The sequence below is a fragment of the Brenneria sp. L3-3C-1 genome, from assembly GCF_016456245.1.
Classification (GTDB): Bacteria; Pseudomonadota; Gammaproteobacteria; order Enterobacterales; family Enterobacteriaceae; genus Brenneria.
The window spans coordinates 19635-44858 of record NZ_JAEMHF010000016.1; the positions used below are offsets into that span (position 1 = coordinate 19635).

Annotated in this window: 23 protein-coding genes, 4 tRNA genes and 2 pseudogenes; 4 read left to right on the plus strand and 25 right to left on the minus strand. The window is 51.3% G+C overall.

The annotated features are described in order from the left end of the window. Positions 1-18: 18 nt before the first annotated feature. From JG725_RS19520 to pncC, 11 genes are all read right to left on the minus strand, one after another. Positions 19-447 carry a YqaA family protein gene (locus tag JG725_RS19520; protein WP_172291803.1) on the minus strand — a complete coding sequence of 143 codons (429 nt, stop codon included), beginning with the start codon at positions 445-447 and terminating at the stop codon, positions 19-21. Next, entirely contained in the window at positions 444-1010 is a 567-nt protein-coding gene (gene yqaB, locus JG725_RS19525) for a fructose-1-phosphate/6-phosphogluconate phosphatase (protein ID WP_172291804.1), read from the minus strand. Before yqaB ends, JG725_RS19520 begins: the two co-directional genes overlap by 4 nt. A gap of 237 nt (positions 1011-1247) precedes the next feature. Then, positions 1248-1324, minus strand: a tRNA-Arg gene (locus JG725_RS19530). Between the two features lie 64 nt (positions 1325-1388). Then, positions 1389-1465 (minus strand) — tRNA-Arg (locus JG725_RS19535). Between the two features lie 82 nt (positions 1466-1547). Further along, a tRNA-Arg gene (locus JG725_RS19540) sits at positions 1548-1624 on the minus strand. A gap of 8 nt (positions 1625-1632) precedes the next feature. Further along, positions 1633-1725, minus strand: a tRNA-Ser gene (locus JG725_RS19545). 298 nt (positions 1726-2023) lie between these two features. After that, positions 2024-2209, minus strand: coding sequence for a carbon storage regulator CsrA (gene csrA / locus JG725_RS19550; RefSeq protein ID WP_005972168.1), 186 nt, complete (start codon positions 2207-2209; stop codon positions 2024-2026). Between the two features lie 322 nt (positions 2210-2531). Further along, positions 2532-5159, minus strand: coding sequence for an alanine--tRNA ligase (gene alaS, locus JG725_RS19555; RefSeq protein WP_199379528.1), 2628 nt, complete (start codon positions 5157-5159; stop codon positions 2532-2534). Positions 5160-5297: 138 nt separating this feature from the next. Further along, the gene (recX, locus tag JG725_RS19560; RefSeq protein ID WP_172291806.1) at positions 5298-5786 is read right to left on the minus strand and encodes a recombination regulator RecX; all 489 of its coding nucleotides are present in this window, start codon (positions 5784-5786) and stop codon (positions 5298-5300) included. Positions 5787-5831: 45 nt separating this feature from the next. Continuing rightward, a complete protein-coding gene (gene recA / locus JG725_RS19565; protein ID WP_172291807.1) occupies positions 5832-6902 on the minus strand; it encodes a recombinase RecA in 1071 nt (356 codons plus the stop codon). A gap of 110 nt (positions 6903-7012) precedes the next feature. Continuing rightward, on the minus strand, positions 7013-7501 hold the full coding sequence (gene pncC / locus JG725_RS19570) for a nicotinamide-nucleotide amidase (protein WP_172291808.1): 489 nt from the start codon (positions 7499-7501) through the stop codon (positions 7013-7015). A gap of 259 nt (positions 7502-7760) precedes the next feature. Between pncC and JG725_RS19575 the strand changes: the two genes are divergently transcribed. The 3 genes from JG725_RS19575 (at position 7761) to JG725_RS19585 (ending at position 10391) form a co-directional block, all read left to right on the plus strand. Then, positions 7761-8252, plus strand: a complete 492-nt coding sequence (locus JG725_RS19575; RefSeq protein WP_172291812.1) for an SRPBCC family protein — start codon at positions 7761-7763, stop codon at positions 8250-8252. Between the two features lie 77 nt (positions 8253-8329). Then, complete coding sequence (locus JG725_RS19580; RefSeq protein WP_199379530.1) at positions 8330-9004, plus strand: MarC family NAAT transporter; 675 nt, start codon at positions 8330-8332, stop codon at positions 9002-9004. 556 nt (positions 9005-9560) lie between these two features. Next, the gene (locus tag JG725_RS19585; protein WP_199379532.1) at positions 9561-10391 is read left to right on the plus strand and encodes an alpha/beta fold hydrolase; all 831 of its coding nucleotides are present in this window, start codon (positions 9561-9563) and stop codon (positions 10389-10391) included. A gap of 256 nt (positions 10392-10647) precedes the next feature. Here JG725_RS19585 and JG725_RS19590 read toward each other — a convergent pair whose 3' ends face one another. The 5 genes and pseudogenes from JG725_RS19590 to JG725_RS19615 form a co-directional block, all read right to left on the minus strand. Beyond that, the gene (locus JG725_RS19590) at positions 10648-10968 is read right to left on the minus strand and encodes a type II toxin-antitoxin system RelE/ParE family toxin (protein WP_199379534.1); all 321 of its coding nucleotides are present in this window, start codon (positions 10966-10968) and stop codon (positions 10648-10650) included. Then, entirely contained in the window at positions 10965-11249 is a 285-nt protein-coding gene (locus JG725_RS19595; protein ID WP_199379552.1) for a damage-inducible protein J, read from the minus strand. Before JG725_RS19595 ends, JG725_RS19590 begins: the two co-directional genes overlap by 4 nt. A gap of 39 nt (positions 11250-11288) precedes the next feature. Further along, positions 11289-11489 (minus strand): annotated as a pseudogene (locus JG725_RS19600) (tyrosine-type recombinase/integrase); the annotation flags it as partial. A gap of 256 nt (positions 11490-11745) precedes the next feature. Further along, entirely contained in the window at positions 11746-12093 is a 348-nt protein-coding gene (locus tag JG725_RS19610; protein ID WP_199379536.1) for a hypothetical protein, read from the minus strand. A 10-nt stretch (positions 12094-12103) separates the two neighbouring features. After that, a pseudogene (locus JG725_RS19615) lies at positions 12104-12958 on the minus strand (RHS repeat-associated core domain-containing protein); the annotation flags it as partial. Positions 12959-13005: 47 nt separating this feature from the next. Here JG725_RS19615 and JG725_RS20760 point away from each other — a divergent pair. After that, positions 13006-13077 carry a type I toxin-antitoxin system SymE family toxin gene (locus JG725_RS20760; RefSeq protein ID WP_233356514.1) on the plus strand — a complete coding sequence of 24 codons (72 nt, stop codon included), beginning with the start codon at positions 13006-13008 and terminating at the stop codon, positions 13075-13077. A 79-nt stretch (positions 13078-13156) separates the two neighbouring features. Here JG725_RS20760 and JG725_RS19625 read toward each other — a convergent pair whose 3' ends face one another. The 9 genes from JG725_RS19625 to JG725_RS19665 all read right to left on the minus strand — a co-directional run. After that, complete coding sequence (locus JG725_RS19625) at positions 13157-13495, minus strand: hypothetical protein (RefSeq protein WP_199379538.1); 339 nt, start codon at positions 13493-13495, stop codon at positions 13157-13159. Next, positions 13495-18552 carry an RHS repeat-associated core domain-containing protein gene (locus tag JG725_RS19630; RefSeq protein WP_233356510.1) on the minus strand — a complete coding sequence of 1686 codons (5058 nt, stop codon included), beginning with the start codon at positions 18550-18552 and terminating at the stop codon, positions 13495-13497. The genes JG725_RS19625 and JG725_RS19630 overlap by 1 nt, the downstream gene beginning before the upstream one ends. Positions 18553-18567: 15 nt before the next feature. After that, on the minus strand, positions 18568-19485 hold the full coding sequence (locus JG725_RS19635) for a DUF4123 domain-containing protein (protein WP_199379540.1): 918 nt from the start codon (positions 19483-19485) through the stop codon (positions 18568-18570). Next, positions 19482-20429: a DUF4123 domain-containing protein gene (locus tag JG725_RS19640; protein ID WP_199379542.1), complete on the minus strand. Its 948-nt coding sequence runs from the start codon at positions 20427-20429 to the stop codon at positions 19482-19484. Before JG725_RS19640 ends, JG725_RS19635 begins: the two co-directional genes overlap by 4 nt. A 254-nt stretch (positions 20430-20683) precedes the next feature. Next, positions 20684-21382, minus strand: coding sequence for an ankyrin repeat domain-containing protein (locus tag JG725_RS19645; protein ID WP_233356511.1), 699 nt, complete (start codon positions 21380-21382; stop codon positions 20684-20686). Positions 21383-21450: 68 nt separating this feature from the next. Continuing rightward, the gene (locus JG725_RS19650; RefSeq protein WP_199379560.1) at positions 21451-22197 is read right to left on the minus strand and encodes an ankyrin repeat domain-containing protein; all 747 of its coding nucleotides are present in this window, start codon (positions 22195-22197) and stop codon (positions 21451-21453) included. 20 nt (positions 22198-22217) lie between these two features. Beyond that, positions 22218-22997 (minus strand): ankyrin repeat domain-containing protein, encoded by a 780-nt coding sequence (locus tag JG725_RS19655; RefSeq protein WP_199379544.1) that lies wholly within the window; start codon positions 22995-22997, stop codon positions 22218-22220. Continuing rightward, the gene (locus tag JG725_RS19660; protein ID WP_199379546.1) at positions 22997-24367 is read right to left on the minus strand and encodes a PAAR domain-containing protein; all 1371 of its coding nucleotides are present in this window, start codon (positions 24365-24367) and stop codon (positions 22997-22999) included. The genes JG725_RS19655 and JG725_RS19660 overlap by 1 nt, the downstream gene beginning before the upstream one ends. Before the next feature lie 9 nt (positions 24368-24376). Continuing rightward, a partial coding sequence (locus JG725_RS19665; RefSeq protein ID WP_199379548.1) for a type VI secretion system Vgr family protein occupies positions 24377-25224 on the minus strand: 848 nt, incomplete at its 5' end.

Below are 25224 nucleotides of genomic sequence, written 5' to 3' on the forward strand. Positions count from 1 at the left end.
GATCTCATTTTCATCCGGTTACGACCACCATACGATGCCTTGTAAAGTTATCCCTGTCAGAACGATATAGCGCAGCGCTTTTCCAATACATATAAAAATCGCTGAACTCATCCAAGGCATTCGCAACCAACCCGCCAACACGCACAATAAATCGCCGACTACCGGCACCCAGCTAAATAATAGCGCAGCCGGACCATAACGCTGTAACCCGCGTACGGCCATCATATATCCAAACTGCTGTTTTGGCTGAGGCAGTAAGCGCCCTATAAAAATATTGGTCAATCCCCCCAGGGTGTTTCCCAGCGTCGCCACAATAATCAGCAAAACGGGCCTGGCGCTGTCAGAAACCAATAGAGTAACGAGCAACACCTCCGAGCTACCGGGCAACAACGTCGCACTCAGTAAGCTACTCCAGAAGAGAGAGAAAACCGCCCAGAATTCACTCACAGCTTACGAACATCAACCACAGCCATTTTTGCTCTTGCCGCCGCTTCGATACCAAAATCCGCATCTTCAAACACCACACAATATTCTGGCGCAACGGCAATAAGCTCGGCACAACGCAAAAAGGTATCCGGAAAGGGCTTATGCTTATTGACATCATCCGCACCGACAATGGCGTCAAAGTAATCATGCAGACCCAAATGCTTTAAAAGTTTATCGGCCATACCATGCGTGCTGCCGGTGCCAACGGCCATCGGACGGCGTCCGCGATAGTATTTGACGACATCGATCAAGGGCAATGGTTTTACCGTATCCAACAGCATTTCCTCTACCAGCGCGGTTTTTTCATCAGCCAACCGGTAAGGGTCAATATCAGCTTGATGATGACTGATAATAACCTGAGCAACACGCCAGGTAGGAGAACCATTCAGTGCGGTCATGGCTGCGGCATCGTATTTAATTCCGTACCTTGCCAGGACCTTATTCCATGCTTTGTGATGTGTTGGTTCCGTATCGAGGATGGTGCCGTCCATATCAAAGATCAGGCCTTGATAGCGATCGTACATCATGACTCCATGCACATTGAAAACAAGAATCTACTTTATCGCAAAGTGAAAACATTGTCGCTCACTCAATAACCATATAAAAATCATGGTATTATTAATATCATAACGAAACAATGTAGCAGACAGCCTTTGCAGCGCATACGTAGCGAAAGACAAAAAAATAACGAGGAGAGATCAGAAAATGGAAGAGTATAAAGATTAAAGGAACAGGAGCTGTACCGCCGCCCTATTTTGATATGGTGCATCCGGGAGGATTCGAACCTCCGACCGCTCGGTTCGTAGCCGAGTACTCTATCCAGCTGAGCTACGGATGCATACCGTAAACAAGATTTGTTTGGTGAATAGCGATAAGGCGTTTTAAGCCTAAGAACCCAAGAATGGTGCATCCGGGAGGATTCGAACCTCCGACCGCTCGGTTCGTAGCCGAGTACTCTATCCAGCTGAGCTACGGATGCATTAAGAATTCTTTCTATTACGCAGTGGTTGCTTTTCACTGTCGATACGTGATGTATCGATTACTACCTATCCATTTTAATATGGTGCATCCGGGAGGATTCGAACCTCCGACCGCTCGGTTCGTAGCCGAGTACTCTATCCAGCTGAGCTACGGATGCATAATAAATGGCGGTGAGGGAGGGATTCGAACCCTCGATGCAGCTTTTGACCGCATACTCCCTTAGCAGGGGAGCGCCTTCAGCCTCTCGGCCACCTCACCAAACACTACCTGTAATCACCTAGAAACTTCTTGTCGGCGCTCACCGGTACTGCGTGGCGCACATATTACTTTCCCGGACTTATAAGTCAAACAATTTTTCCCAACTTAGGTTTGTTTGCGCAATTCGCATCCAAGACGGGCAGATTCACAACAAAAAGGGCATTTTATCAACAGAAAAACAGACGCTTATCTTGTGGTGAAAAAAATCAAGGGAGACAAAGCGTGTTGATAAACATGCGAAGGGAATAAACGCGGAAAAGCAACAATAGCGTCCCGTTTCTGCGAGACGCATTGTCAATCAATATGATGTCGGTTGAGATTTTTCTGCCTGAATTCGCTGATAAATCTCTTCACGGTGCACAGAAACTTCTTTAGGCGCGTTAACACCAATACGCACCTGATTGCCTTTTACCCCTAGTACGGTAACCGTTACCTCATCGCCGATCATGAGGGTTTCGCCAACTCGACGAGTCAAAATAAGCATTCTTTGCTCCTTGAAAGATTATAAAGAGTCGGGTCTCTCTGTCTCCCCGTCATTATCCATCATGTGCCGTGAAAACGTAAACCTAGATGGCGATGATAACGCTCACCATCTCACTCATAGTTTGTCGCTACTTTTAGTTTAGTCGATATAAGTAGCTTGTGCCTTTGTTATCACCACAAGACGTATAAGGCAGTCCAACTTCGTAACATCTGAAGGTAGCATCTTGTTCATCTCGCTTGCCGGAAGCCTTTCCGACAAGACAAAAACGCCAAAACCAGTAAAGTCATGGCGTTTTTGTCAGCATAACACTCTGATTTAATATTTATAGCTTATCAGCCACCCAAGATTCAATGCTGGCTAATGCTGCGGGCAAGGCGGCGATATCGCTGCCGCCGGCCTGCGCCATATCGGGACGCCCGCCGCCTTTTCCCCCTACCTGCTGAGCGACAAACCCGACCAACTCTCCGGCTTTCACGCGGTCGGTCAGATCTTTCGTCACCCCGGAGATAAGGCTAACCTTACCTTCGGCAGTGGTCGCTAACACAATGATGGCCGATCCTAATTGGTTTTTCAGATCGTCAACCATCGTACGCAACATTTTAGGTTCAACATTGTCCAATCGAGTGACCAGCAGTTTTGCGCCGTTGATATCTTTCGCCTTGCCTGAAAGTGAGGAACTTTCCTGCGCCGCTTGTTGCGCTTTCAACTGTTGGAGCTCTTTTTCCAGTATACGGGTGCGTTCCAGTACAGAACGTACCTTATCAACCAGATTATTGCTATCCCCTTTCAGAAGCTGAGCGGCATCTTGTAAAACATCGCTCTGACGGTGCAACGCAGACAGCGCGTTTTCCCCCGTTATCGCTTCAATACGACGGATACCGGCAGCCGTGCCAGACTCAGATACGATCTGGAACAAACCGATATCCCCTGTGCGGCGGGCATGAGTCCCGCCACATAGTTCGATCGAAAAATCACCCATGGTTAAAACCCGGACATGATCTTCATATTTCTCGCCAAAGAGCGCCATCGCCCCTTTTTCTTTTGCGTCAGACAGCGCCATGACCTCTGTTTGTACGGCAAAATTACGGCGAATCTGGGCATTGACGATGTCTTCAACCTGACGAACTTGTTCAGGTTTCATTGCTTCGGAATGAGAAAAGTCGAAACGAAGATAACTGTCGTTGACCAATGACCCTTTCTGCGCGACGTGATCGCCCAAAACCTGACGCAACGCAGCATGCAGCAGGTGAGTCGCAGAGTGGTTGAGGCGAATACGGTCACGACGTTCACTGTCAACCATCGCATCTACGCTGTCATTCACGCGCAACAAGCCTTGAGTCAGCTTACCAATATGACCGATGGCCTGGCCGTACTTCTGTGTATCCTGAACAACGAAACTACCGTTAGCGCCGTTTAATTCGCCCCGATCGCCAACCTGTCCGCCAGACTCGCCATAGAATGGCGTTTCATTCAGAAATACAACCGCGTCCTCACCCGCATCAAGCTGCTCGACCGCCTTGCCGTTGTGATAGATCGCGATAACGTTTGACTGCTGCCGGGTTTGTTCGTAGCCGCAGAACGGCGTCGTTGCGTCCACGCGAACCAGATTGTTGTAATCAACGCCAAAACCGCTGGCTTCACGCGCACGTTGACGCTGCGCTTCCATTGCCCGGTCAAATCCTTGCTCATCCACTTTCAGACCGCGTTCACGGCAAACATCAGCCGTAAGGTCGAGCGGAAAACCATAGGTGTCGTACAGCCGGAAAGCGGTTTCGCCATCCAGCGTATTCCCTTGCAGGTTTTTGATTTCTTCATCCAACAGCGAAAGGCCGCGTTCCAGGGTACGAGCGAATTGCTCTTCTTCCGTTTTCAGCGCTTGCTCAACCATCGCCTGCTGACGCTTCAACTCGTCGGCCGCAGAACCCATCACGTCAATCAGCGGCGCGACCAGCTTGTAGAAGAACGTATCGGTTGCCCCTAGCATATTGCCATGGCGAATCGCCCTGCGAATGATGCGACGCAAAACGTAGCCACGGTTTTCATTGGAAGGCATCACGCCGTCGGAAATCAGAAATGCGCAGGAACGGATATGGTCGGCAATAACGCGTAATGATTTGTTGTCTAAATCAGTGGTTCCTACTGCTTTTGCCACCGCGGCAATCAGCGTTTTAAACAAGTCGATCTCATAGTTCGAGTTAACATGCTGCAATACCGCAGAAATACGCTCCAGGCCCATGCCGGTATCCACCGAAGGCTTGGGCAACGGCAACATCGTTCCATCTGCCTGGCGGTTGAATTGCATAAAGACCAGGTTCCAAATCTCAATGTAGCGATCGCCATCCTCATCGGGACTTCCCGGAGGGCCACCCGCGATATGGTCGCCATGGTCATAAAAAATCTCAGAACATGGGCCGCAGGGACCGGTATCGCCCATTTGCCAGAAGTTATCTGAAGCGTAAGGCGCGCCTTTATTATCACCGATACGGATAATACGTTCATGAGGGACGCCAATCTCATTTGCCCAGATGTCATATGCCTCATCATCAGTGGCGTATACCGTTACCCACAGTTTCTCTTTCGGCAGGTTAAACCACTGCGCCTCGGTCAACAGTTCCCATGCATAATGGATAGCATCGCGTTTAAAATAATCGCCGAAGCTGAAATTACCCAGCATTTCAAAGAAAGTATGATGGCGCGCGGTATAACCAACGTTTTCTAAATCGTTGTGCTTACCCCCCGCACGCACGCAGCGTTGCGAAGTCGTTGCTCGTGAGTAGCTACGTTTATCCAGCCCAAGAAATACGTCTTTAAACTGGTTCATACCCGCATTGGTGAATAATAACGTTGGATCGTTATTCGGCACCAGGGAACTGCTGGCAACAATCTGGTGCCCCTTACTGTGGAAAAAATCGAGAAACGCTTGACGGATCTCAGCGGTGCTCTTGCTCATAATTGTCCTGGAATCAAGCTAAAAGAACAGATCGCGGGCAAGGATAGTCCAGAATAATGACGCCACCGTGCAACTCACGAACAAAAAAGTGGGAATAAGATAAATTTTCTTCGATGGGAAGTAAAATCCCGTATGCATTCAATCTGAAAAATTTGTATAAATGGATTGGATTTCTTCATGGAAAAACCCCCGATATAGCAAATATCGTTGCAGTTTTGCTTTTTCTTTCCATTCAACAGGCAGGGGATGCCCGAATTTTCGTTCTGCTACAGATTTCGCCAACTCGCACCAATCAATGTCACATTCATTTAATGCCGCAGCGATGGTTGTCTTGTCAATGCCTTTCTGACTCAACTCCGATCTGATACGCTGAACGCCATAGCCTTTTCGGCTACGACTGCTGATATAACGGCGGGCAAAGCGCGCATCATTCAACCAGTCATGCTCTATGCAGTAAGCGATGGCAGACTCAATCTCCGCTAACGCAACGTCAGCCGACATTTCGTCAGCTTCAGCACGTTCTGCAACCACTTTATGCAAATACGCCGCAAGCTTGCGGCGTATTTCGACTTCGCTATGATCGCGTACGGAAAGTACGTTCATCGCATAACGTAATGGTTTACTCATTTACCGACCTGATTCATACCGTAGCGGTAAACAGCTTAACCGACATTAAAACTCTTCACTGTCTTCGCTGGCGGTGGCCTCGTCATAAGCGTCGCCGGCTGTGGCCGAGGATGATTCATTGCCTTTATGCAGCAGCATTTCACGCAGTTTCTTATCCAGTTCAGCGGAAATAGCCGGGTTTTCTCTCAGAAAGTTGCAGGCATTGGCTTTGCCCTGCCCAATCTTTTCTCCGTTATAGCTGTACCAGGCGCCGGCTTTTTCTATCAGCTTATGTTTAACGCCCAGGTCGACAAGCTCGCCATAAATATTAATCCCCTCACCGTACAGGATCTGGAACTCAGCCTGTTTGAAAGGCGCGGCGACTTTGTTCTTGACCACTTTAACGCGGGTTTCACTACCCACCACTTCGTCGCCTTCTTTGATAGAACCGATGCGACGAATATCCAGGCGCACTGACGCATAAAATTTCAGCGCGTTACCGCCCGTGGTGGTTTCAGGGTTACCGAACATCACACCAATCTTCATACGAATCTGGTTGATGAAAATCAGCAGCGTATTCGCCTGCTTCAGGTTACCCGCCAGTTTACGCATCGCCTGGCTCATCATTCGAGCGGCCAGTCCCATATGCGAATCACCGATTTCACCTTCGATTTCGGCTTTAGGCGTCAGCGCCGCCACGGAGTCAACGATGATGACATCCACTGCGCCAGAGCGCGTCAGCGCATCACAGATTTCCAGCGCCTGCTCGCCGGTATCCGGCTGAGAGCACAATAAATTATCAATATCGACGCCAAGCTTCTTGGCGTAAATCGGATCCAGCGCATGCTCCGCATCAATAAAGGCACAGGTTTTACCTTCACGCTGAGCGGCGGCGATAACCTGTAAGGTCAGCGTTGTTTTACCCGATGATTCAGGGCCGTAAATCTCAACGATACGCCCCATCGGCAAGCCGCCCGCACCCAGTGCGATATCAAGAGACAGGGAGCCTGTAGAAATAGTTTCAACATCCATTGAGCGATCTTCGCCCAAACGCATGATAGAACCTTTACCAAATTGCTTTTCGATCTGGCCCAGTGCCGCTGCCAGTGCCTTTTGTTTGTTCTCATCAATAGCCATTTCTGCTCCTGTCGTGCGGCGTAGATCTGTCTCTACACGGCCGCTTAATCGTGGATTACCGAATAATTGCTGATATTATACTGTATACTCATACAGCATCAAGCGTATTTTTACAGAAACTCATCTAATAGCGTTTGCAGAGCAAAATGGACCGACTGCAAACGCACGGCATTTCTGTCGCCGCTGAATAATGCTTTGCGGGTAAAGGCGTTCCCCTGTTTATCGGTAAAGCCAAACCAGACCGTGCCTACCGGTTTTTCATCAGAACCCCCATCTGGCCCGGCGATACCGCTAACAGAGACCGCGAAATCCGCACCCGCCGCAATCCGCGCCCCGGCAGCCATTTCCTGCACCACCTCGGAACTCACCGCGCCGTAGCGAGCGAGCGTCTCTTCATTGACCTTAACCAGATCCTGCTTGGCCTGATTGCTGTATGTGACAAAGCCATAATCAAACCAGCCGGAACTGCCGGCCACATCGGTGATGATTTTTGCCAGCCATCCTCCAGTGCAGGACTCCGCGCATGTTACTTTCGCGCCGCGTGCCTTAAGCCGATCGCCGACCAGACCACTTAACCGTAAAATGTCAGTTTCCGTCATTGCAATATCATCTTAATTGGGAGTGGATAAATAAGGGTAACACTCTTCCTCAGAAAAGACGCTTTGTCACCATAGATGCGAAGCGCCTTGCACAGGAAATGCAATGTTACATTAGATATAGCCGTATTCGAATAATGGATACGCCCGATAAATTGATGGAAAGCCCTAAACGTCTTCCTGCTTTGCTTAATGGTCAATATCAGTCAAAATAACCCTAGAAATGCCCTTTAGGGCTGAAAATCTATTAGGGGGACTCTTGGTGCGACCTTCTTTTCTGAAAAACTTTGGGATTAAAGGTAAGAGCGATTCAGACGAAATCCGCAGCAGCATCATTATCGATCGTCCTGCGGAAATCTTGTTTGCGCTCTGGCGTAAACCTGAGACGCTGCCGATCTTAATGAATCATTTTGCTACGATCGATATCCTCAACCATACCGACTCACTGTGGCGTGTTAATACGCCATTTGGCGCGCTCATTGAGTGGCAGGCACGGATTGTTGATGAAAAACCAGGAGAATATATCTACTGGCGATCTCTGGAAGGCGCCCGCATTCCCAATGAAGGCAGATTATCGTTCAAACCGGCTCAGTCGGACGCTGGAACAGAAGTCACGTTGATGATTCGCTTCGATCCGCCGGGTGGCCTGCTGGGGAAAAAAATCAGCCAGATGTTCGATATTCTATCCAAGGACATGTTGACAAAAACGCTCTATCGTTTCAAAAACCTGGCGGAAAATGACGTCGCCCCCTGATAAAACGAATAACCACAAGATATCACCGGATTATTGCCTTACCTTAAGAGTATAGATTTGCCGCTAATGGAGGTTGGATGCTGGAGTTGATTCAAACCATCGGACTGGGTTTAGTGCTGATTTTACCGCTCGCCAACCCTCTGACCACCGTAGCGCTGTTTCTGGGGCTGGCCGGAAATATGAGCCAGGGAGAACGCAACAGGCAAATATTTCAGGCATCGCTTTATGTTTTCATCATTATGACCGTCGCATTTTATGGCGGACAGCTTGTCATGAATACCTTTGGTATTTCTATTCCCGGTTTACGTATTGCCGGAGGGCTAATTGTCGCGTTTATCGGTTTCCGTATGCTTTTTCCTCAGCATAAGCCTGAACATGCCCCAGAGGTAAAAAGCAAAGCCGATGAAATCATTGCCAGCGATTCCTCCAATACGGTTAATATTGCCTTCGTTCCATTAGCGATGCCCAGCACCGCCGGCCCAGGAACGATAGCCCTCATCATCAGCACGGCTTCGCAAATAAAAAGTGGCGTGGATATTACGCCGTGGGTTATTGCCGTTGCCCCGATTCTGACGTTTATGCTTGTCAGTTTGATCTTATGGTTAAGCCTGAAAAGCTCGGGGTTTATCATGCGAATAGTGGGAAAAAGCGGCATTGAGGCTATTTCCCGCCTAATGGGCTTTCTGCTGGTATGTATGGGCGTTCAGTTCATCATTAACGGTACATTGGAAATTGTGACGACATTTCATTAGTCAGGTCTTACTTTATCTAACTTCCTGTGGCGTTTGATTTTTCTAATATCACATCGGAAATAGAGTTATATCCGTTCATCCAATGAGCCCGGTATTTAGACGTCGGTTTTTCCAATCAAAAAAGGATAAAAAAAACCCGCACAAGGCGGGAAAAGTCATTTAATGACAGGGATGGTTAACACAACATTCACAAGGGATGAAAAGAATATAACAAGATAAATGTATAGTAATGTCATGACCGGGTAAGGTTAATTCGGCGGATGTAAGACGACATTGATAGCGTATTAGCTTACCCCCTCGGTCATTATATTTGCCGGATTTTAATCAGAGCGAGCAGTAAGGCAACGGCAAGGCCCCCCATAATGCTGGTCACCCCTCTTTCAGGCAGACTGCCAGACAGCCTCATGTAAGTCTTCAAAATCAGTTGAAGAAGAAACCAAACCTATAAGCCGGTTAAACGACTTATCAAAAAACTTGCCTTATCTTTCCTGTTAACCAACGCTTAGGTTGTAACGAGTAAAATCAATACGCTCCGAAACCCATTAGGAGAAAGATAATGAGCACATTTACCACGCAAGACGGTACACAAATTTATTTCAAAGACTGGGGAACGGGCAAACCCGTGTTGCTCAGTCACGGCTGGCCGCTTGATGCTGATATGTGGGACAGCCAGCTTAACTTTCTGGCTGAACAAGGCTATCGGGCCATTGCTTTCGATCGCCGCGGCTTTGGCCGCTCGGATCAACCATGGACAGGTTACGATTACGATACATTTTCAGCTGATATTAATCAGCTTATTCATCATCTGGATCTTCATGACGTAACGCTGGTAGGCTTTTCAATGGGGGGCGGCGACGTGACACGATATATCGCCCGTTATGGCACAGAACGCGTCGCGGGTCTGGTGCTGCTCGGCGCCGTCACACCGATTTTCATCAAAACGGACGACCACCCGGAAGGTGTGGAGAAATCCGTATTTGATGACATCAAACAAGGTCTACGCAAAGACCGTGCACAGTTCATCAGCGACTTTTCTACCCCATTCTACGGGCTTAATAAAGGCGCGACGGTTTCTCAGGGAGTACAAACGCAGACGCTGAACATCGCTTTACTCGCCTCGCTGAAAGGCACTATCGACTGTGTTACCGCTTTCTCCGAAACAGACTTCCGCCCTGATATGACAAAAATTGATGTCCCGACGCTGGTCATTCATGGTGATGCCGATCAAGTCGTTCCCTTTGAAGCCACCGGTAAATTGGCCGCCGGCATGATCAAAGATTCCCGATTAAAAATCTATAAAGGCGCGCCACACGGCTTCGCCGCGACACATACCGATGAATTAAATCAGGACTTACTCAGCTTCCTGAACGAGATTTTCGCATCCTGATCCTCGCAAGCGATGGCGTTAATAGATCATTATTCTCTCCATCTGAGCGACTATCGTGACGGTCATGTTGGGCGGCAGTAATTTGGCCAGTGCCGCCGATTTACATTCTGGTGAAATGCGTTTCATGATGTCGCCCTGTAAGTACACCCGTTTTAGTTCCACGCACTTTTTGAGATTTCCGCGGTTTTGACCCGGCACAGTATAACAGCACCGGACACGCCGCACCTGACAAGGCAGTAAGCCCGCAGGGAATGAGCTAGCTTTTCTGTCGCGTCTGGTATTTCGCCGACACCTTGCGCGAGGTGTGTAATATCCGCAGGATATGCACTTCGTTTATCTTTCGTTTCAGCGCATAGATAATAATGAACGGGAACTTTGTCAGCACCAGTTTTCTTCTCTCTCCTGACTTGCCTATATCCATCCCCGCTTCCGGCGTGGCTTCCAACAGCGATACAGCTGACTCGAACTTGTCATCCGCCCCATTCGCCACATCCAGTCCGGCCTCTTTATACAGGTAACGATAGATACCTTCACGGTCTGCCAGCGCCCGTTTTTCCCAGCGCACGCTGACCGTCACAACTCACCTCGCGCCGCCCGCGCTTTCAGTTCATTCATCTGCTGACTGGCATCCTCATTGCTAATGAACTCGCTTTCTCCTGCATCATAACGGGCGAACGCTTCCCGCACTTGCGCTTCAAGCCATTCATCACCGGCGTTAAGCTGATGCTGCCGCTCTTCTTCAGCCAGTTCTTCCGCCCGCTGACGCATCAACTCCGTCAGACTAACCTGATGACGCTCGGCGGCCTGCATCGCCAGCCGTTTGATTTCCTCGTCGATTCTGAAGTGGATGGTTCCCATTGCCGCCTCCTGTGGTGTCATTCGTGTTGTCATCTTACGCTACTTTTCCTGTTTTTTCCTCTTCTTCGCCTTGCGCTCCGCTGGGTGCGTCCTCTCATGCATCCTCTTAAGATGCCCGATGGCGACCCGCGTGTAGATTTGCGTCGTCTCCAGCTTCTCATGGCCTAAGATAGCCTGTATGTGCCGCGTATCCGCCCCGTTCTCCAGCATCTGAGTTGCCATCGAGTGCCGGGATACCGATATCGCCGCGCTGCTGGCAGAGCTGGACAGCCATGACAGCGAGGGCGCCGACTGGATACGCGATAACGGCGAACTGACGCTGGCGAGCGACTGGCTGACCCGCAGCGGCTTGCTCGGTCAGTCGTTAAATCTCGGTCAGTCGTTAAATATTGAACTGCTGCCCGGGAAGATGGTTATTCGGGCAGAACAGGGGAATATGCTGGCGTAATAATAAAATAGCCGGAAGGATCATTGGATCACTTCCAGCTAATTAAGATCATACCGCATTATAATAATCGTGTAGATCTTCGTCTTTATTTAAAACCACTTCTGTATCTTTTTTATAAATAAGAGAAAGCGTACCTTTATTCTCGCCATTTTCAATGGCTCTGACACCATCTAAAACACACAAAAAACCAAACACTCCATTATCGACAGACAGTCTTATTATTTTGTTTATTATTTCTTTTTCTTCATCCGTTCTATCATTGTAATACCTTGACATTTCTAATAAATCTTTCTTTGGCTTTCTCCCCGGAGGAGACTTTAAAACTGATTCAATACCTTTAACCGATGACTCTGTAACAACCTTTTTTATAACATCAACAAATTGTTCAGCATTCATAAACTCACCTTTATTTTTTAGGAAGCTTTTTAAAAGCGTCAGGAAACATTTCCTTATTGAGCTTTATTAATTCTTTTATAGAAGAAGCAGGAGCATTCGTATACTCCCGGAGATCTTTGATATCTTTTGCTAAAAGATCTCTGGCTGAACCACTATATGGCCCTTTCATAGCTGGAATCTGTTGGTGTTCTATCTTAGGAACAGCAATAGATGGAGCAGTTTTAGGATCGTAGCCAGAAACGACCTGCCCAGCAGGATGTTTTTGCATAGCATGATGTATATCTAATTCATCACCACTTTCTGAACGGTTCTTCAAATCATTATAAGTACCGACCTCATATTCCTTAACTGGACACCCAACCAACCCCAGCGGATCAACCCACTCCAACGGGTTATGAACATAGGCTTGAGGCCTTATCCCCCCACCCAGCCCTATCGGATCTGACGAGATATACTGCCCGCTCTCCGCATCATAATAACGATGCCAGTTATAGTAAAGTCCTGTTTCCGCATCGTACAGCTGCCCCTGATAGCGCAGGTCGCAGTACACTTCCTCGTTCGCCGCGTCGCCCAGGTAGCGCCTTAACCTTATCGGGATTTTCTCTTCCCGGTATCCGCCCCACAGTCCCTGTTCGCCCCGCCAGTGAACCGCGCCCTCCTCGCTGCACAGCTCCCGCGCCGTGCCCGTCACGTCCGTCACGATATAATGCAGCCGGGTCGACTCTCCTTTTGACTCCACCTGCGCCACCGGCCGGAAGCTCCCCGGCTCATACACCCACTGTACTTCCCGCGCCGCCGTGCCGTCCGCCAGATACTGCCGCTGACCCACCAACTGGTCGCCGTCCCAACGGTAATGCACCGCTGCCCTCCGCCATCAACCTTAAAGGCCGCTGGCTCGAAGAATGTGGCTTTATGACCGGGATGCCCGTCACCGTTACGGTGGAAAGAGGAAGGATTATTATTGAGACGCAGATTAATTTATAGCGACTAACCAGATTATAAAATAATAGCCGGAAGAATCGTTGCGATCACTTCCGACTTTTATTTCAAAAAAATCTAATAGCTAGGTATATTTATCAAGGATAGACCTTATCCTAACCAGGAACATTTCCTTATCCACGATTTCACAATCAAAAACAAAATCCACCTGATTAAATACCCCATCAACCTCATTTATATTATTAACTGCATAATCCAACACTTGAATAATCTTACTCTTAGCCTCAGAAGAATAATCTTTAAACCACGGAACAAGTAGTCTATTTATTATTTCCATCTGTTCAACATCATCATTAATATCGCTATTTTTAATTAACTCATAGTCTTCATCAGTAACAACATTATCATCAAACGCCGACAATAAACCGATTAAAGCTGCATATTTTGGATTAGCATTATTCATTAGTGTCCCCATACAGGAAAAGCAGTGATTGGCTGTCCGTTAGGATTTAATATCACTTTTGACGTAGATGAAGTCCCATATGTTGGGCCGATCTTACTATACCCTTCACCAATAACTTTCCCGTGAGGAATAGTTATTGCGGTATTTGTACCACCTGATTGTCTATAGATTGTCTGAGCTCTCTGAATCGAATTTAATTGATCTCTGTGGCTATTAAAGCGAGTTGCTGCTGTCGGTGTTCGCTGCTGAACACCCGTTGTCGGATTTGCACCATTTGTTGCTCGTGAAAGCTGTGACTCTAAGGATGTTTGAGCGCCATGTCTTTCTAAGAAGTGGGCTCTAGGAGTTGCATTTTCCATTTCTTGTAATCTTCGATGTGCATTTGCTTCAGCAAGCTCATCAATCCTTGCCTGCCGTTCTGCTCTCGACATTTTTTTCGGATCAGGCGGACACCCAACCAACCCCAGCGGGTCAACCCACTCCAGCGGATTATGTACATACCCCTGAGGCCTTATCCCCCCCGCCAGCCCTATCGGGTCTGACGAGATATACTGCCCGCTCTCCGCATCATAATAACGATGCCGGTTATAGTAAAGTCCTGTTTCCGCATCGTACAGCTGCCCCTGATAGCGCAGGTTGCAGTACACTTCCTCGTTCGCCGCGTCGCCCAGGTAGCGCCTTAACCTTATCGGGATTTTCTCTTCCCGGTATCCGCCCCACAGTCCCTGCTCGCCCCGCCAGTGAACCGCGCCCTCCTCGCTGCACAGCTCACGCGCCGTGCCTGTCACGTCCGTCACGATATAATGCAGCCGGGTCGACTCTCCTTTTGACTCCACCTGCGCCACCGGCCGGAAGCTCCCCGGTTCATACACCCACTGTACTTCCCGCGCCGCCGTGCCGTCCGCCAGATACTGCCGCTGACCCACCAACTGGTCGCCATCCCAACGGTAATGCACCGTCGCTACCGCCTGCGCCGACGGCAGTTGCCCCTCGCGCGCCTTGCTCACCCGACGACCAAAGGCGTCGTAACGATAGCGCCAGCGCGCACCGTCCGGTAACAACACCCGCACCAGACGGTCCTGCGCGTCCCACTCGTAACGCGTTTCCTTCGGCCGAAAACCCGGACGCGCCTCGCGTTTCACCTCCAGCCGCCCGCAGTCGTCATAGCGATATTGCGCATAGCCCCGCTCGACCACCCGCCCCGCCGCGTCATACCGCGACGCCGACTGCACCACCGCATCCTTCTGCACCAGCGCCCCGCCCAGACCCGGCGCTATCTGCGACACCTCGCACAGGTTCTGCTCGCTGTCGTAACCAAACAGTCGCGCCTGACGCCGACGACCCTGCTCGCGCCGCTCCGCCGTCACCTGCCCTGCCCCGTTCAAGCGGAACGCCTGCTCGCCCCAGTGGCTGTCGCTGATGCCCGTCAGCCGGTCCAGCGCGTCGTACTGATAACGCCGCTCCAGCACGTCGTTCACCCGGCCGTCCGCCCCCTCCAGCGCCTGACGCTGCAACAGCCCCGTCGGACTCCATTCCTGACGCAGCGCAAAGCCCGCCCCGTTGCTTCTGTACTGCTCCTCGCCCGACGCCGTGTGGCTGAAGCTCAGCGGCTGATGCGCGCCAATACCCAGCGCCGACAACTGCCCCGACGACCAGGCCTGCGTCAGCGGCGCCAGTATCCCCGCCACCACCGCACGCTGCCCGCCCGCATCATAGCCGCTGGTGACCGCCTCGCCATTGACCGTCTCCGACGTTACCTGACCGGCGCGGTTATAGGTATACTCCACCACCGCGTCCGAACTCGCCGCCTTGACCAGCCGGCCGGCAATATCGTATTCCAGCGTGGTGATACCTTCGGTTGCGCCGTCCGTTTTCAACGTGGTGACCGTTATTACCCGCCCCGCCGCATCGTGGGCGTAACGCACTTCGCTGCCGTCCGGCGCCGTTCGGCTCACCAACCGCCCCGCGATATCATAACCGTAGCGGTACACCCGACCGTCGTAATGCCGCTCTTCACTTAGACGACCGCGGGTATCAAACACATAGCGCCAGTCCTGACCCTGACTGTTGGTGACCCCGGCGAACTCCGCCTCCGCATTGTAGTGATAACGCACCGTCGCCCCCAGCGGGTCGGTGGCTTCCAGCAGGTTGTCGAACGCCCCGTAGCGGAACTGATAACGCTGCCCCAGCGCATCGGTGACTCCGGTCAGATTGCCCTCCACATCATAACCAAACCGCGTTTCACTGCCGTCTTCATAAATCACCGTCGACGGTGCGTCCCGCCCGCCCTCATACACCCAGCGGCGAACCTGCGTGCCCTGCTCATGGGCGATATGCCGTTCCGTCAGGCGGTCATGGTCGTCATGGATAAACGTCACCGACGGCGCATTGTCACGCTCAAGGCCGCTCAGCAGCCCGCGCGCATTATAGTGATAGCGTTGCAGCACCCCGTCCGGACCAATCAGCGTCGCCAGCGCCCCGGATGCGTGGTAACTGTGCAGCCACTCCCGCCCTTCCGGATCGTTCACTTCCACCACCTGTCCGGTGGCGTTACGCTGATAACGCCATACGCTTCCCTGCGGATCGGTGTAAGCCAGCAGATGACCGTCATCATCGTAGTCGTAGCGATGCGTCGCGCCGTCCGGCAACGTGACTGCCGTTACCTGCCCCCAGTCATTGCGCTGGTACGTCGTGCGATTGCCCAGCGGGTCAATCTCCGCAGCCAGTTGATTGTCCACCCACTCGAAGCGGGTTTCGCCGCCGTCCGCCGACCGGCGCAGCAGAATATTATTGCGCTCGTCGCGCACATAGCTGATAACGCCGCCAAAACCGCTGTGATAATGGTTGGTCAGAGTTTCGTCGTCGTACTCGAAACGTCCCGGCCAGTAACCGCCGGACGTCCTGTCGCAAATCGCCCGGCCTTTTTCATCATAGTCGTGCTCCACCCAGGTATGCGCCAAATCGGACCAGCGCAGCAGCCAGCCTTGCGGCGAGTAGGTATAGTCAAAGTTACGTCCCTCGCCCGCCCGTACGCCAAGCAAATGCCCGCGAGCGTCATAGGTGTAGCTTGCCAGAGTTTTCAACGGCTGGCGGTGGGCATCACACAGCGTTAACCGGGTCATACGCCGATGGTGCGTTTCCACATGGATTAACCGCGTGTCCGGCAAGACCAACCAGCACAGCGTGGCCCGCTCCCACAACAGCGAAATCCGGTTTCCCGACGCGTCCTCTATCGCCGTCAGACACAGTTGCAGACCGAGCGCATGCTCAAACCGGTAGCGCAAGCCATCCACATGCTGCAATACCAACTGCCCCTGCTGGCGGGTCAGCCGCCACTGGGGGGTAGACGGTGAACGGTTCGACTCGCCTTCCGCCGGCAGCACGAATATCGCCTGGTTGAATTCACCGTCAGTCAGCGTTACCAGGCCTTTATCGAGCACCAGACTCATATCCCAGAGACTGCGCCATAGCGTTCCCAGTAAACCCGGTTTCCGTTCGCCGCCGGAACGGTAATAGCGTTTCATGGCAAAGGGCAGCACACCGGCCAGATGGAAATCGGTACGCCAGTCCACCACGTAACCGGTGGCCATATCCACCGGCTCACCGACGCTCTGGCATTTATCCGAGGTCGCACAGTTTTTTTCGTCCGCCTGACGGGCGCGTTGTTGTTGTTCCGCCGTGCCGCCTCGTTCATCCGCGTTGCGTCCGGCATTCACCTTATTGGCCGTTTCCGGCACCGAGGCGTTGTCTTTCTCCGCGGCCTCTTTCGGCTTCCCGCCTTTAGCGGTATCAGATTTAGCGGGTGAGGTCGACGGCGCAGCCTCGCTGTTGGCGTGGGGCTTCCGCGCCTGAGCGGCTTTTTCAAAAGCGCCTTTGGAACTCGTGCTGCCGGAAGTCCGGCTGACAATCAGCGGGATAAAATCGTCAAATTTGCGCTTAAGCAACGCGATAGCTTCCTCGTAACCCTTAATCAATTTCCCCAGATACTGGGTCATTATGCTGAAGCGCTCTTTCATCAAACCGACCAGCCAGCTATCCTTACTCGACGCTTTTAATGCCTCCGTCAGGGCAGTATAAATCGTCTCCAGCACCGCCTTGCCTTTCTGCGCGTACTCGGTGAGCAGGCCGCGCAGTTTGGTCAGGCCCCGCACCAGATTGCCGTCCGACAGGCTGCGGATAGTTTTGATCGCAAACTGTATTGCTTTCGGCGAACCGTTCTCCAGCGCATGCAGGATCGCCCGACCGGATACCTTTATCGCATCCCCCAGCCCCGGAACGACGCCAATCACACAGAGCGCGCCATCAACCCGATGTAATGTGTCATCCATGAGTGCCGGCTGTTTATAGGTTCTCCAGCACCAGTCGCCGATGGCGTAAACATCCAGCGCCTGCCCCACCACCGGAATACATCCCAGGATGATTTGACACAGCATGATAAGCGCTGCATTGTCATCGTCCCCCTGGTTCGCCACTTCCGCCGCCAGACTGTGGTGGATCTTGTTGATTGCCTGCTTCAGTTGGCGGCTGCCACGGTTTATCTGCCCATCCAGTTCCCAGAAACGGTTATATTCTTTCCGATAGTCGTCCGGTATTAAGGTCAAGAGACCCGCACCGTCCACATCCACCTTGCTATCGCTGCTATCATCCGCGTCATAGGAGAGCAGACCCTGCTTGCGCAAGCGCAGATACAGCGTGAAATATTCACCGGCCAACGCCGCATAGGCCGGACTGGACTGCAATACGGGGTTATTTTCCACCGTTGGCTCTGGTTCAAACTCATCCGTTCCTTCATCCAGCATCAGTTCATAGGTGCCGCACCCCATGTCATAAATAAAACAGAGGCCGTTGGCATCGGTTTGCCCGTGTATCTCGGTTTTATTGCTGTCGATAAGGACAAACGGCGCATTCGGCACCGGCTTTCCGGAATCGTAATGGTAGTAAATCAGCGTTTCACAACCACATTGGGTGCAACCGCCAGAGATCTTTTTATCCGTGCTAAAATTCCGGTTCGCCGCTTCTTCACTGGAAAGCAGCGTCGCCTGTTTATTTTCGCTCATAAGATTGCGTCCTTTTTATGCTTCATCCAGTCGGTCGACCGCGGCTTGATACAGGCGATCCATACGGCTTTGCGTACCGATATTTTCCGGCTGCGCCATAATGCGCCGCGCCCAGAGTTGCAGAATAAAATCCGGCCCCAGTTCGGTCGCCAGCGCCAGCCAGCGCACAATGTCCCGATCATGGTTAAATCCGTTAAGCCGGGCAAGTTCTGCCTGTTGACGCGTAAAGGTAAACAGATCTTCATCATCGGTATCTTGCCAACGCGGATGATGTGCCCGCAGGTGCGTCATATAACGCTCCAGAATCTGGTGTTCTGACGGCATCATGATGGCCTGCCATTGCTTATCGCTCAGTTGGCGCGGCAATGCGTCCGGTATCGCGTAGGGTTCACGGGTAATGAGACTCAGGGTTTGTGATGTTCCGTCAGGGGAAAGATTGCAGAAACGCTCGATAGGGCCATACAGCGCGCAGGCCTCCCGAAGGTTGCTGGCCGACAATAGCTGGTTAACCACTTGCCAGTCGCCGACGCGCAGAATGGCGTTTTCCCCGGCGGGCGTGACAACCAGACTCCAGCGTCTCAGGTGCTCCATGACTTCAAGCAGTTGGTCGAGCGGCGAATAGGCCTGCATAAACCACGCCAGTTGCAGCCCCATCCCCCAGCCGTCCTGGGTCACGATATGTTCTCGCACCTGCTCCCAGTTAGCGGCATGAACAGGGATACAATAGGGAGAGACCGATGCGTGTATTCGCCCGGCCTCTCCCCAATACAATCTGCTTTGCTCCAGGCTGCCGCCCCAGCGCTCCGCCAGCCAGGGCACGGCGTCATTCAACGCGGCCTCCGCGACGATAAAACAACCACCCTGAGCAATGCGCGTCTGCCAGGCAGCCTCATCCTCCGATTTCCACGCCAGAAAGGGTTGAGACACACTCACTGAATGACCTCCATAGTGTCGGGTAACTCACCCCGCATCCAACCAGGGCGATGATAATGAAGATGCACGCTTTCTATGCGCTCAGGTTCGGCTTTAAAGATCCGAATACTGTCGCCAAGCGTGTGATGTTTTGTAAGATGAATAAAAGCAGGATGTTGGAAAAACTCGCTGCCCAATACCCAGCGATGAGCCGACCAGGCTTCACACTCCGCTTCCGTTGCCCGGGGGTATCGGGCCTTTGCCAGTTCAATACCGCTGAGAAAGCGGCTTTTCACTACCTCGATATCCAGAGGGAAAAGGCATAACGTGCTGACAAACAAAAATAACTCATTCGCCAATCGGTGCAGCCGATTGGCGTCGGCCAGCAGATAAAACTGGTAGCGGGTTAGTTGAATCTGATAGTCAGGGTTAGCCTCCCCGCCTTTTTCCTGTTCAATCAGCAATCGGTATTGACCGTGTTCGCTGTCAGATATCGGTAAATACAGGCTGGTCAGCGGCCCCAGAAAATCCATTTTGGCGGCGTCGTCAAGCGTCTGCCACCAGGGCAACAAGACTTCCGGCGCATAGCTACGCAGCAGCGCAGAAGTACCATCCGGCCAACGGCAAGCGATGCGTCGTTGCCAACAGTCGACCACCGGCTGAAGAGGCGCCGCGCTATTCATCAGAATAACGCCTCGATGCACTGCGGGTTGAGTATCAACCAGCCAGTGCAGCAATGTTTCCCCCGGCCCCCCTTCTTCGATTTTTACCACAATAGGCGCGCAGAATTGCCAGTCCGCCGCCTGCTTATCAAAATGTAGCGTTCGCCATAAATCAGCCGCCATAGGTTGAAAAGCTCGCCAGAATTCCGGCAAAGCCGGATAATTAAGCGGATCAATAATGGCATACAGAGGTAAAGCATGACGTTGGCTGATTTCAAACAGGGAATAACCGTTTGTCATCATCGATATTTACCTGTGAATTATTTAAATGCCGTTAAGAGATATAGATAAAGTGGAAAATCATAATTTATATATATTTATAAATGCATATACAAATTATAAAAAACAGCCTTCGCTTCATTAATTTAAATATATTCTTCATTGAAAAATATATTCAAAAAGATTATTTTATTACTCTCTTTATTTCTGTGCTGGCGTATCTGTTCCATATTCAAAATACGACCTCCAGATAACCAGCCCAGAACACTACAACATGGTTATAACGCTTCCCCTTTTGCCCTGCGTTCTCTTACCTCGGCTGGAGAAAACGGGGGAAATTTAACACCGCGTTGCTGCAATAGCTGTTTGACTTTTAATGCCCAGGGACGTTGAGGAGATTTAGGGGACATGATTGACAGGCTCTTATGTATTCTCCATGCCAGACTTCCACCAGTAGCTGAATAGGTGTCTACATAAGCACCATGCTCAATCAACCAGTACACAATATCGTACTGGTTAAGATAAGCGGCATAGTGAGCACTGGTTGTCTTCTGTCCATCGGTTAAATTTACATCGGCCCCACGTTCTACTAATAATTTAATATCGGCCCAACATTCTTCATTAATCGCACTAAATATCGCAGGCTGTCCAAGATGGCCGATAGCATTCGGATCCCCCCCCGCATCTAGTACTATACGCAGCCAGTCAGGATCTTTGGCACCTGATACCGAATTAACTGCACTATCACCATAGCCATCTTTATAGTTAGGATCGGCTCCCAGCTTTAGCGCCAATTTTACTGCTTTCTTGTCCTGCGTTTCATAAATCAGCCAGAGCAACGGGGTTACTCCTTCTTTCCCCTGAATATTTAAATTCAATCCCTGTGACAATTGATGCTTTGCCGCCACTTCATCACTGTTGCGGATACTTTGCAACAATGCCACCATAGGCGGTTCAAATAACTCACTGGCCTGCATACTGCGTCCTCCTGCCTGACAGGCGGATAATAGCGGCAGACAGGCCATTAGCAATTTGAGCCAACGCCTCAAAGCGCTTCCCCTTTCGCCAGCCGTTCTCTTACCTCGGCTGGAGACAACGGCGGGAATTTCACGCCGCGTTGTTGTAATAGCTGTTTGACTTTTAATGCCCAGGGATATTGGGGAGATTGGGGAGACATAATTGACAGGCTATCTTCTACTGACCAAGCTAAATCACTACCTGTACGATCACGAATAGTGGTATCTGCACCCTGTTCAATCAGCCAATACACAATATCATATAGATCAAGATAAGCAGCATAGTGAGCACTATTCCTTTTTTGTCCATCTTCTAGGTTGACGTCCGCCCCACGTTCTACCAACAACTTAATATCTGCCCAACGTTCTTCATTAATCGCACTGAATATTGCTGGTTGATCAAGGCGGCCTATAGAATTGGGATCTCCCCCCGCATCTAATACTATGCGCAGCCAATCAGGATCCCTGACTCCAGATACTCTATTTACTATGCTGTCTCCAGAGCCATCTTTATAGTTAGGATCGGCTCCCAACTTTAATGCCAGGCGTACCGCTTTTTTATCCCATGTTTCATAGACCAGCCACAGTAATGGTGTAATCCCTTCTTTTCCCTGAATATTAAGGTCTAATCCTTGAGACAGTTGCTGCCGGGCTGCGGCTTCATCACCATTACGAATGCTTTGCAACAATGCCACCATAGGCGGTTCAAATAACTCACTGGCCTGCATACTGCGTCCTCCTGCCTGACAGGCGGATAATAGCGGCAGACAGGCCATTAGCAATTTGAGCCAACGCCTCAAAGCGCTTCCCCTTTCGCCAGCCGTTCTCTTACCTCGGCTGGAGACAACGGCGGGAATTTCACGCCGCGTTGTTGTAATAGCTGTTTGACTTTTAATGCCCAGGGATATTGGGGAGATTGGGGAGACATAATTGACAGGCTATCTTCTATCGTCCAGGCCAAACTTGCTCCTGTCGCTGAATAGGTATTCACTTCAGCTCCGTGTTCAATAAGCCAATAGGCAATTTCATATTCATTTAAATATGCAGCATAGTGAGCACTGTTTGTTTTCTGCCCATCGGCTAAATTTACATCCGCTCCACGTTCTACCAATAATTTAATATCCGCCCAGCGTTCTTCGTTAATCGCATTAAAAAGGGCTGGCGTCTTATTATGATCCAATGAATTGGGATCCCCCCCCGCATCTAGCATCATCTTTAGCCATTCCGGTGATTTAGCACCTGAAACCATATTCACGGCGGTATTACCATGACCGGTTCTAAAATTGGGATTAGCTCCTAACTTTAACGCCAGTTTTGCGCCTGTCTGATCTTTTTCCATGACCAACCATAATAAAGGCGTAATCCCTTCCTTTCCATGCACATTTAGATCAAGCCCTGTCTGCGTTATCTGCTGTTGGGCCGCCGTTTCATTCCCTTTACGGATAGTCGCCAACAATTCCACCATTGGTGGCTCAAAAAACTCACTGGCCTGCATACCGCGTCCTCCTGCCTGACAGGCGGTTAAACATCCCAGAATAATTAACCCTACCCATTTTAAACGTGCCAACCATCGCATTACACCCCCTTAAGTACGCTGGTAATTTTACCGATATCGTCCTTTTTCTGACTCTCAATCCCAGCTATTACCTGATCCATGCCATGACGGGCCAGTGGTGAACCGCCGGAATCCGGCAGTGACTGCATGGCGCCCGCCGCCTTTGGCAAAGCACCGCCCAACAGCGTCGCCACGCCTACCACGCCACCGATCGCCGCCCCAGCTGAACCGCCGATTAGCGCCCCGGCACCGGACAGTAATCCCGGCACCATCGCTTTACCATAGCCTTGTACCATCGTTAAAATCTCCCCGTCCACCGCCTGAGTGGTAATCAGCGAGTTAATTTTAGCAAGATCGGCTCCCCCGGCCCGAAGTGTAGTATTCGCATGCAGACCTGCCGCATTAAAGGTGTAGCCGGATAAACCACTCATTCCCACGCCCGCCGATGCCAAACCTCCCCCCAGAGAATGTCCAACAATAATAGGGGGAGAAGAAAGGGCATCTTTCGTTTGTTTAGATAAATACATCGCCTGCTTATATTGTGCAGTTTCTCTTCCCATACCTTGAGAAAGGTTAGTCATCCAATCCTTAGCACCAGTGACCGCATTATTTGTACCGCGATAAGTCAGCATGGTTTCACTATTAATAGCGGACTTAAATAATGCTGCACCAAACCCAGTATCTTTATCCATAAGAGTGGCATTTCCAAGCCCAGGAATTGTACTGGTATCAATCAATTCCAGTCCAACAGGTGCTTTCGGTAACTTTTCCAGCACCCCCCGCCGAAACTCATCCACCGGATAAACATACTGTGCCGCTTCAGCCCGCAAAATACTGTCGTTATTAAACGCCAGCCGTTTTGCCGCGTCGGCCAAACCCGGTAGCGTGGCCGCTTCCGTCGCGAGTTTGGCGCGTGCCAGATAGCGCTCCTTACGTTGGGCAAGGGTAAGCAGTTCATCAAGCACCGGCAACTCGGCGGTTTGCGCCCACTCCATCAGGGCCGGCAACAGCATCGGCGTTAACGCCAGCAGCGGAGCCCGATTTTTAGCCGACTGCTCGGCACAGGCTTTCACCGGCGATTGATAGGGCGTGTCGCCAATAAAGACATCACCGCTGCCCGCAGCCACCGAACCGCCGCAGCCAATGGCGTCGCCGATACGTGCTGCCGGTTTGCCGTTGATGGTCACCGTGCCGGAACCGGCGGAAATCGCCCGATTATGAACGCCGTGAGGCATATTCGGACACGGGCAGGCATGCAGCAACACCGCGTCGCCCAGGCGGGCGGCGGGTTTGCCATTAATTGTCACATCACTGCTGCCTTCAATAATCGGAGTGGCCGGGAAACAACCGTGTCCCGCGCAGCTATCTCCCAAACGTGCGGCTCCTGGCATACTCTCTCCTTAACGCCGGTCAGGGGCATCCGGTAATGTCGGTTTGGCGGGGGTATCCGGCGTGACGGAAACCGGTGCCGTACCCACTCCCGCCGCGCCGCCTTCATTGATTTTCACCACCGTTCCGGAAATGGTGACGCCTGCGCCATCAATCTTGATAAAACCGCCCGGCGCTTTGATCGTCAATGCCTGGCCGGCTTCCAACACGATGTCCGCCGCTTTCAGATAGCTGTCGGTATTCACCACGGTACGTTGATGCGCGCCGATCAGGGTTTCTTCAGAACCGGACAGCGTGGTCTGACGGCTCCCTTCGATATGCGTGATCTCGCCGCCGCCGATAAAGCGCTTGAATGACTCAGCTATCTTTTGAATAAAATTACGCCCGATAAACTGATGATGATCCTGGCCTATCTGTTCAAAATCATCCTGTCCGATGGTGCGATGACTATGACGATCGACCCGCTGGAACCGATCCTGCGCAACGCTAAGGTGCTGATCCAACCCGACGCTCTGGCGGTGGATATGATTGATCACCGTATCCATATCTTTTTGAGCATGCAGGTAAATCTGCTCTCGCGTGGCCTCATCTTCAAAACGCAGTTCGTTAAAACCGCTGCCTTTATGCGTATCGGTGCGCAGCGTGGTGCGCGTTTTATGCTCCGGCAGGATATAAGGCGTCGGATTGGTGGCATGATACGTCCGCCCGGTCACTATCGGCTGGTCCGGGTCGCCCTCCAGAAAACTCACGATTACCTCATGTCCGATGCGCGGTATCGCCACCATCCCGTACTGGCCTCCCGCCCAGCCCTGACTTACCCGTATCCAGCACGAGCTCTGGTCATTGTTGGCGCCGTACC

Bases quoted from the DNA above. Each gene is read 5' to 3' on its own strand.
- yqaB (WP_172291804.1), bottom strand. From the start codon at position 1,010: ATGTACGATCGCTATCAAGGCCTGATCTTTGATATGGACGGCACCATC.
- csrA (WP_005972168.1), bottom strand. From the start codon at position 2,209: ATGCTTATTTTGACTCGTCGAGTTGGCGAAACCCTCATGATCGGCGAT.
- alaS (WP_199379528.1), bottom strand. From the start codon at position 5,159: ATGAGCAAGAGCACCGCTGAGATCCGTCAAGCGTTTCTCGATTTTTTC.
- recX (WP_172291806.1), bottom strand. From the start codon at position 5,786: ATGAGTAAACCATTACGTTATGCGATGAACGTACTTTCCGTACGCGAT.
- recA (WP_172291807.1), bottom strand. From the start codon at position 6,902: ATGGCTATTGATGAGAACAAACAAAAGGCACTGGCAGCGGCACTGGGC.
- pncC (WP_172291808.1), bottom strand. From the start codon at position 7,501: ATGACGGAAACTGACATTTTACGGTTAAGTGGTCTGGTCGGCGATCGG.
- JG725_RS19580 (WP_199379530.1), top strand. From the start codon at position 8,330: ATGCTGGAGTTGATTCAAACCATCGGACTGGGTTTAGTGCTGATTTTA.
- JG725_RS19585 (WP_199379532.1), top strand. From the start codon at position 9,561: ATGAGCACATTTACCACGCAAGACGGTACACAAATTTATTTCAAAGAC.
- JG725_RS19595 (WP_199379552.1), bottom strand. From the start codon at position 11,249: ATGGGAACCATCCACTTCAGAATCGACGAGGAAATCAAACGGCTGGCG.
- JG725_RS19610 (WP_199379536.1), bottom strand. From the start codon at position 12,093: ATGAATGCTGAACAATTTGTTGATGTTATAAAAAAGGTTGTTACAGAG.
- JG725_RS19625 (WP_199379538.1), bottom strand. From the start codon at position 13,495: ATGAATAATGCTAATCCAAAATATGCAGCTTTAATCGGTTTATTGTCG.
- JG725_RS19630 (WP_233356510.1), bottom strand. From the start codon at position 18,552: ATGAGCGAAAATAAACAGGCGACGCTGCTTTCCAGTGAAGAAGCGGCG.
- JG725_RS19640 (WP_199379542.1), bottom strand. From the start codon at position 20,429: ATGATGACAAACGGTTATTCCCTGTTTGAAATCAGCCAACGTCATGCT.
- JG725_RS19645 (WP_233356511.1), bottom strand. From the start codon at position 21,382: ATGCAGGCCAGTGAGTTATTTGAACCGCCTATGGTGGCATTGTTGCAA.
- JG725_RS19650 (WP_199379560.1), bottom strand. From the start codon at position 22,197: ATGGCCTGTCTGCCGCTATTATCCGCCTGTCAGGCAGGAGGACGCAGT.
- JG725_RS19655 (WP_199379544.1), bottom strand. From the start codon at position 22,997: ATGCGATGGTTGGCACGTTTAAAATGGGTAGGGTTAATTATTCTGGGA.
- JG725_RS19660 (WP_199379546.1), bottom strand. From the start codon at position 24,367: ATGCCAGGAGCCGCACGTTTGGGAGATAGCTGCGCGGGACACGGTTGT.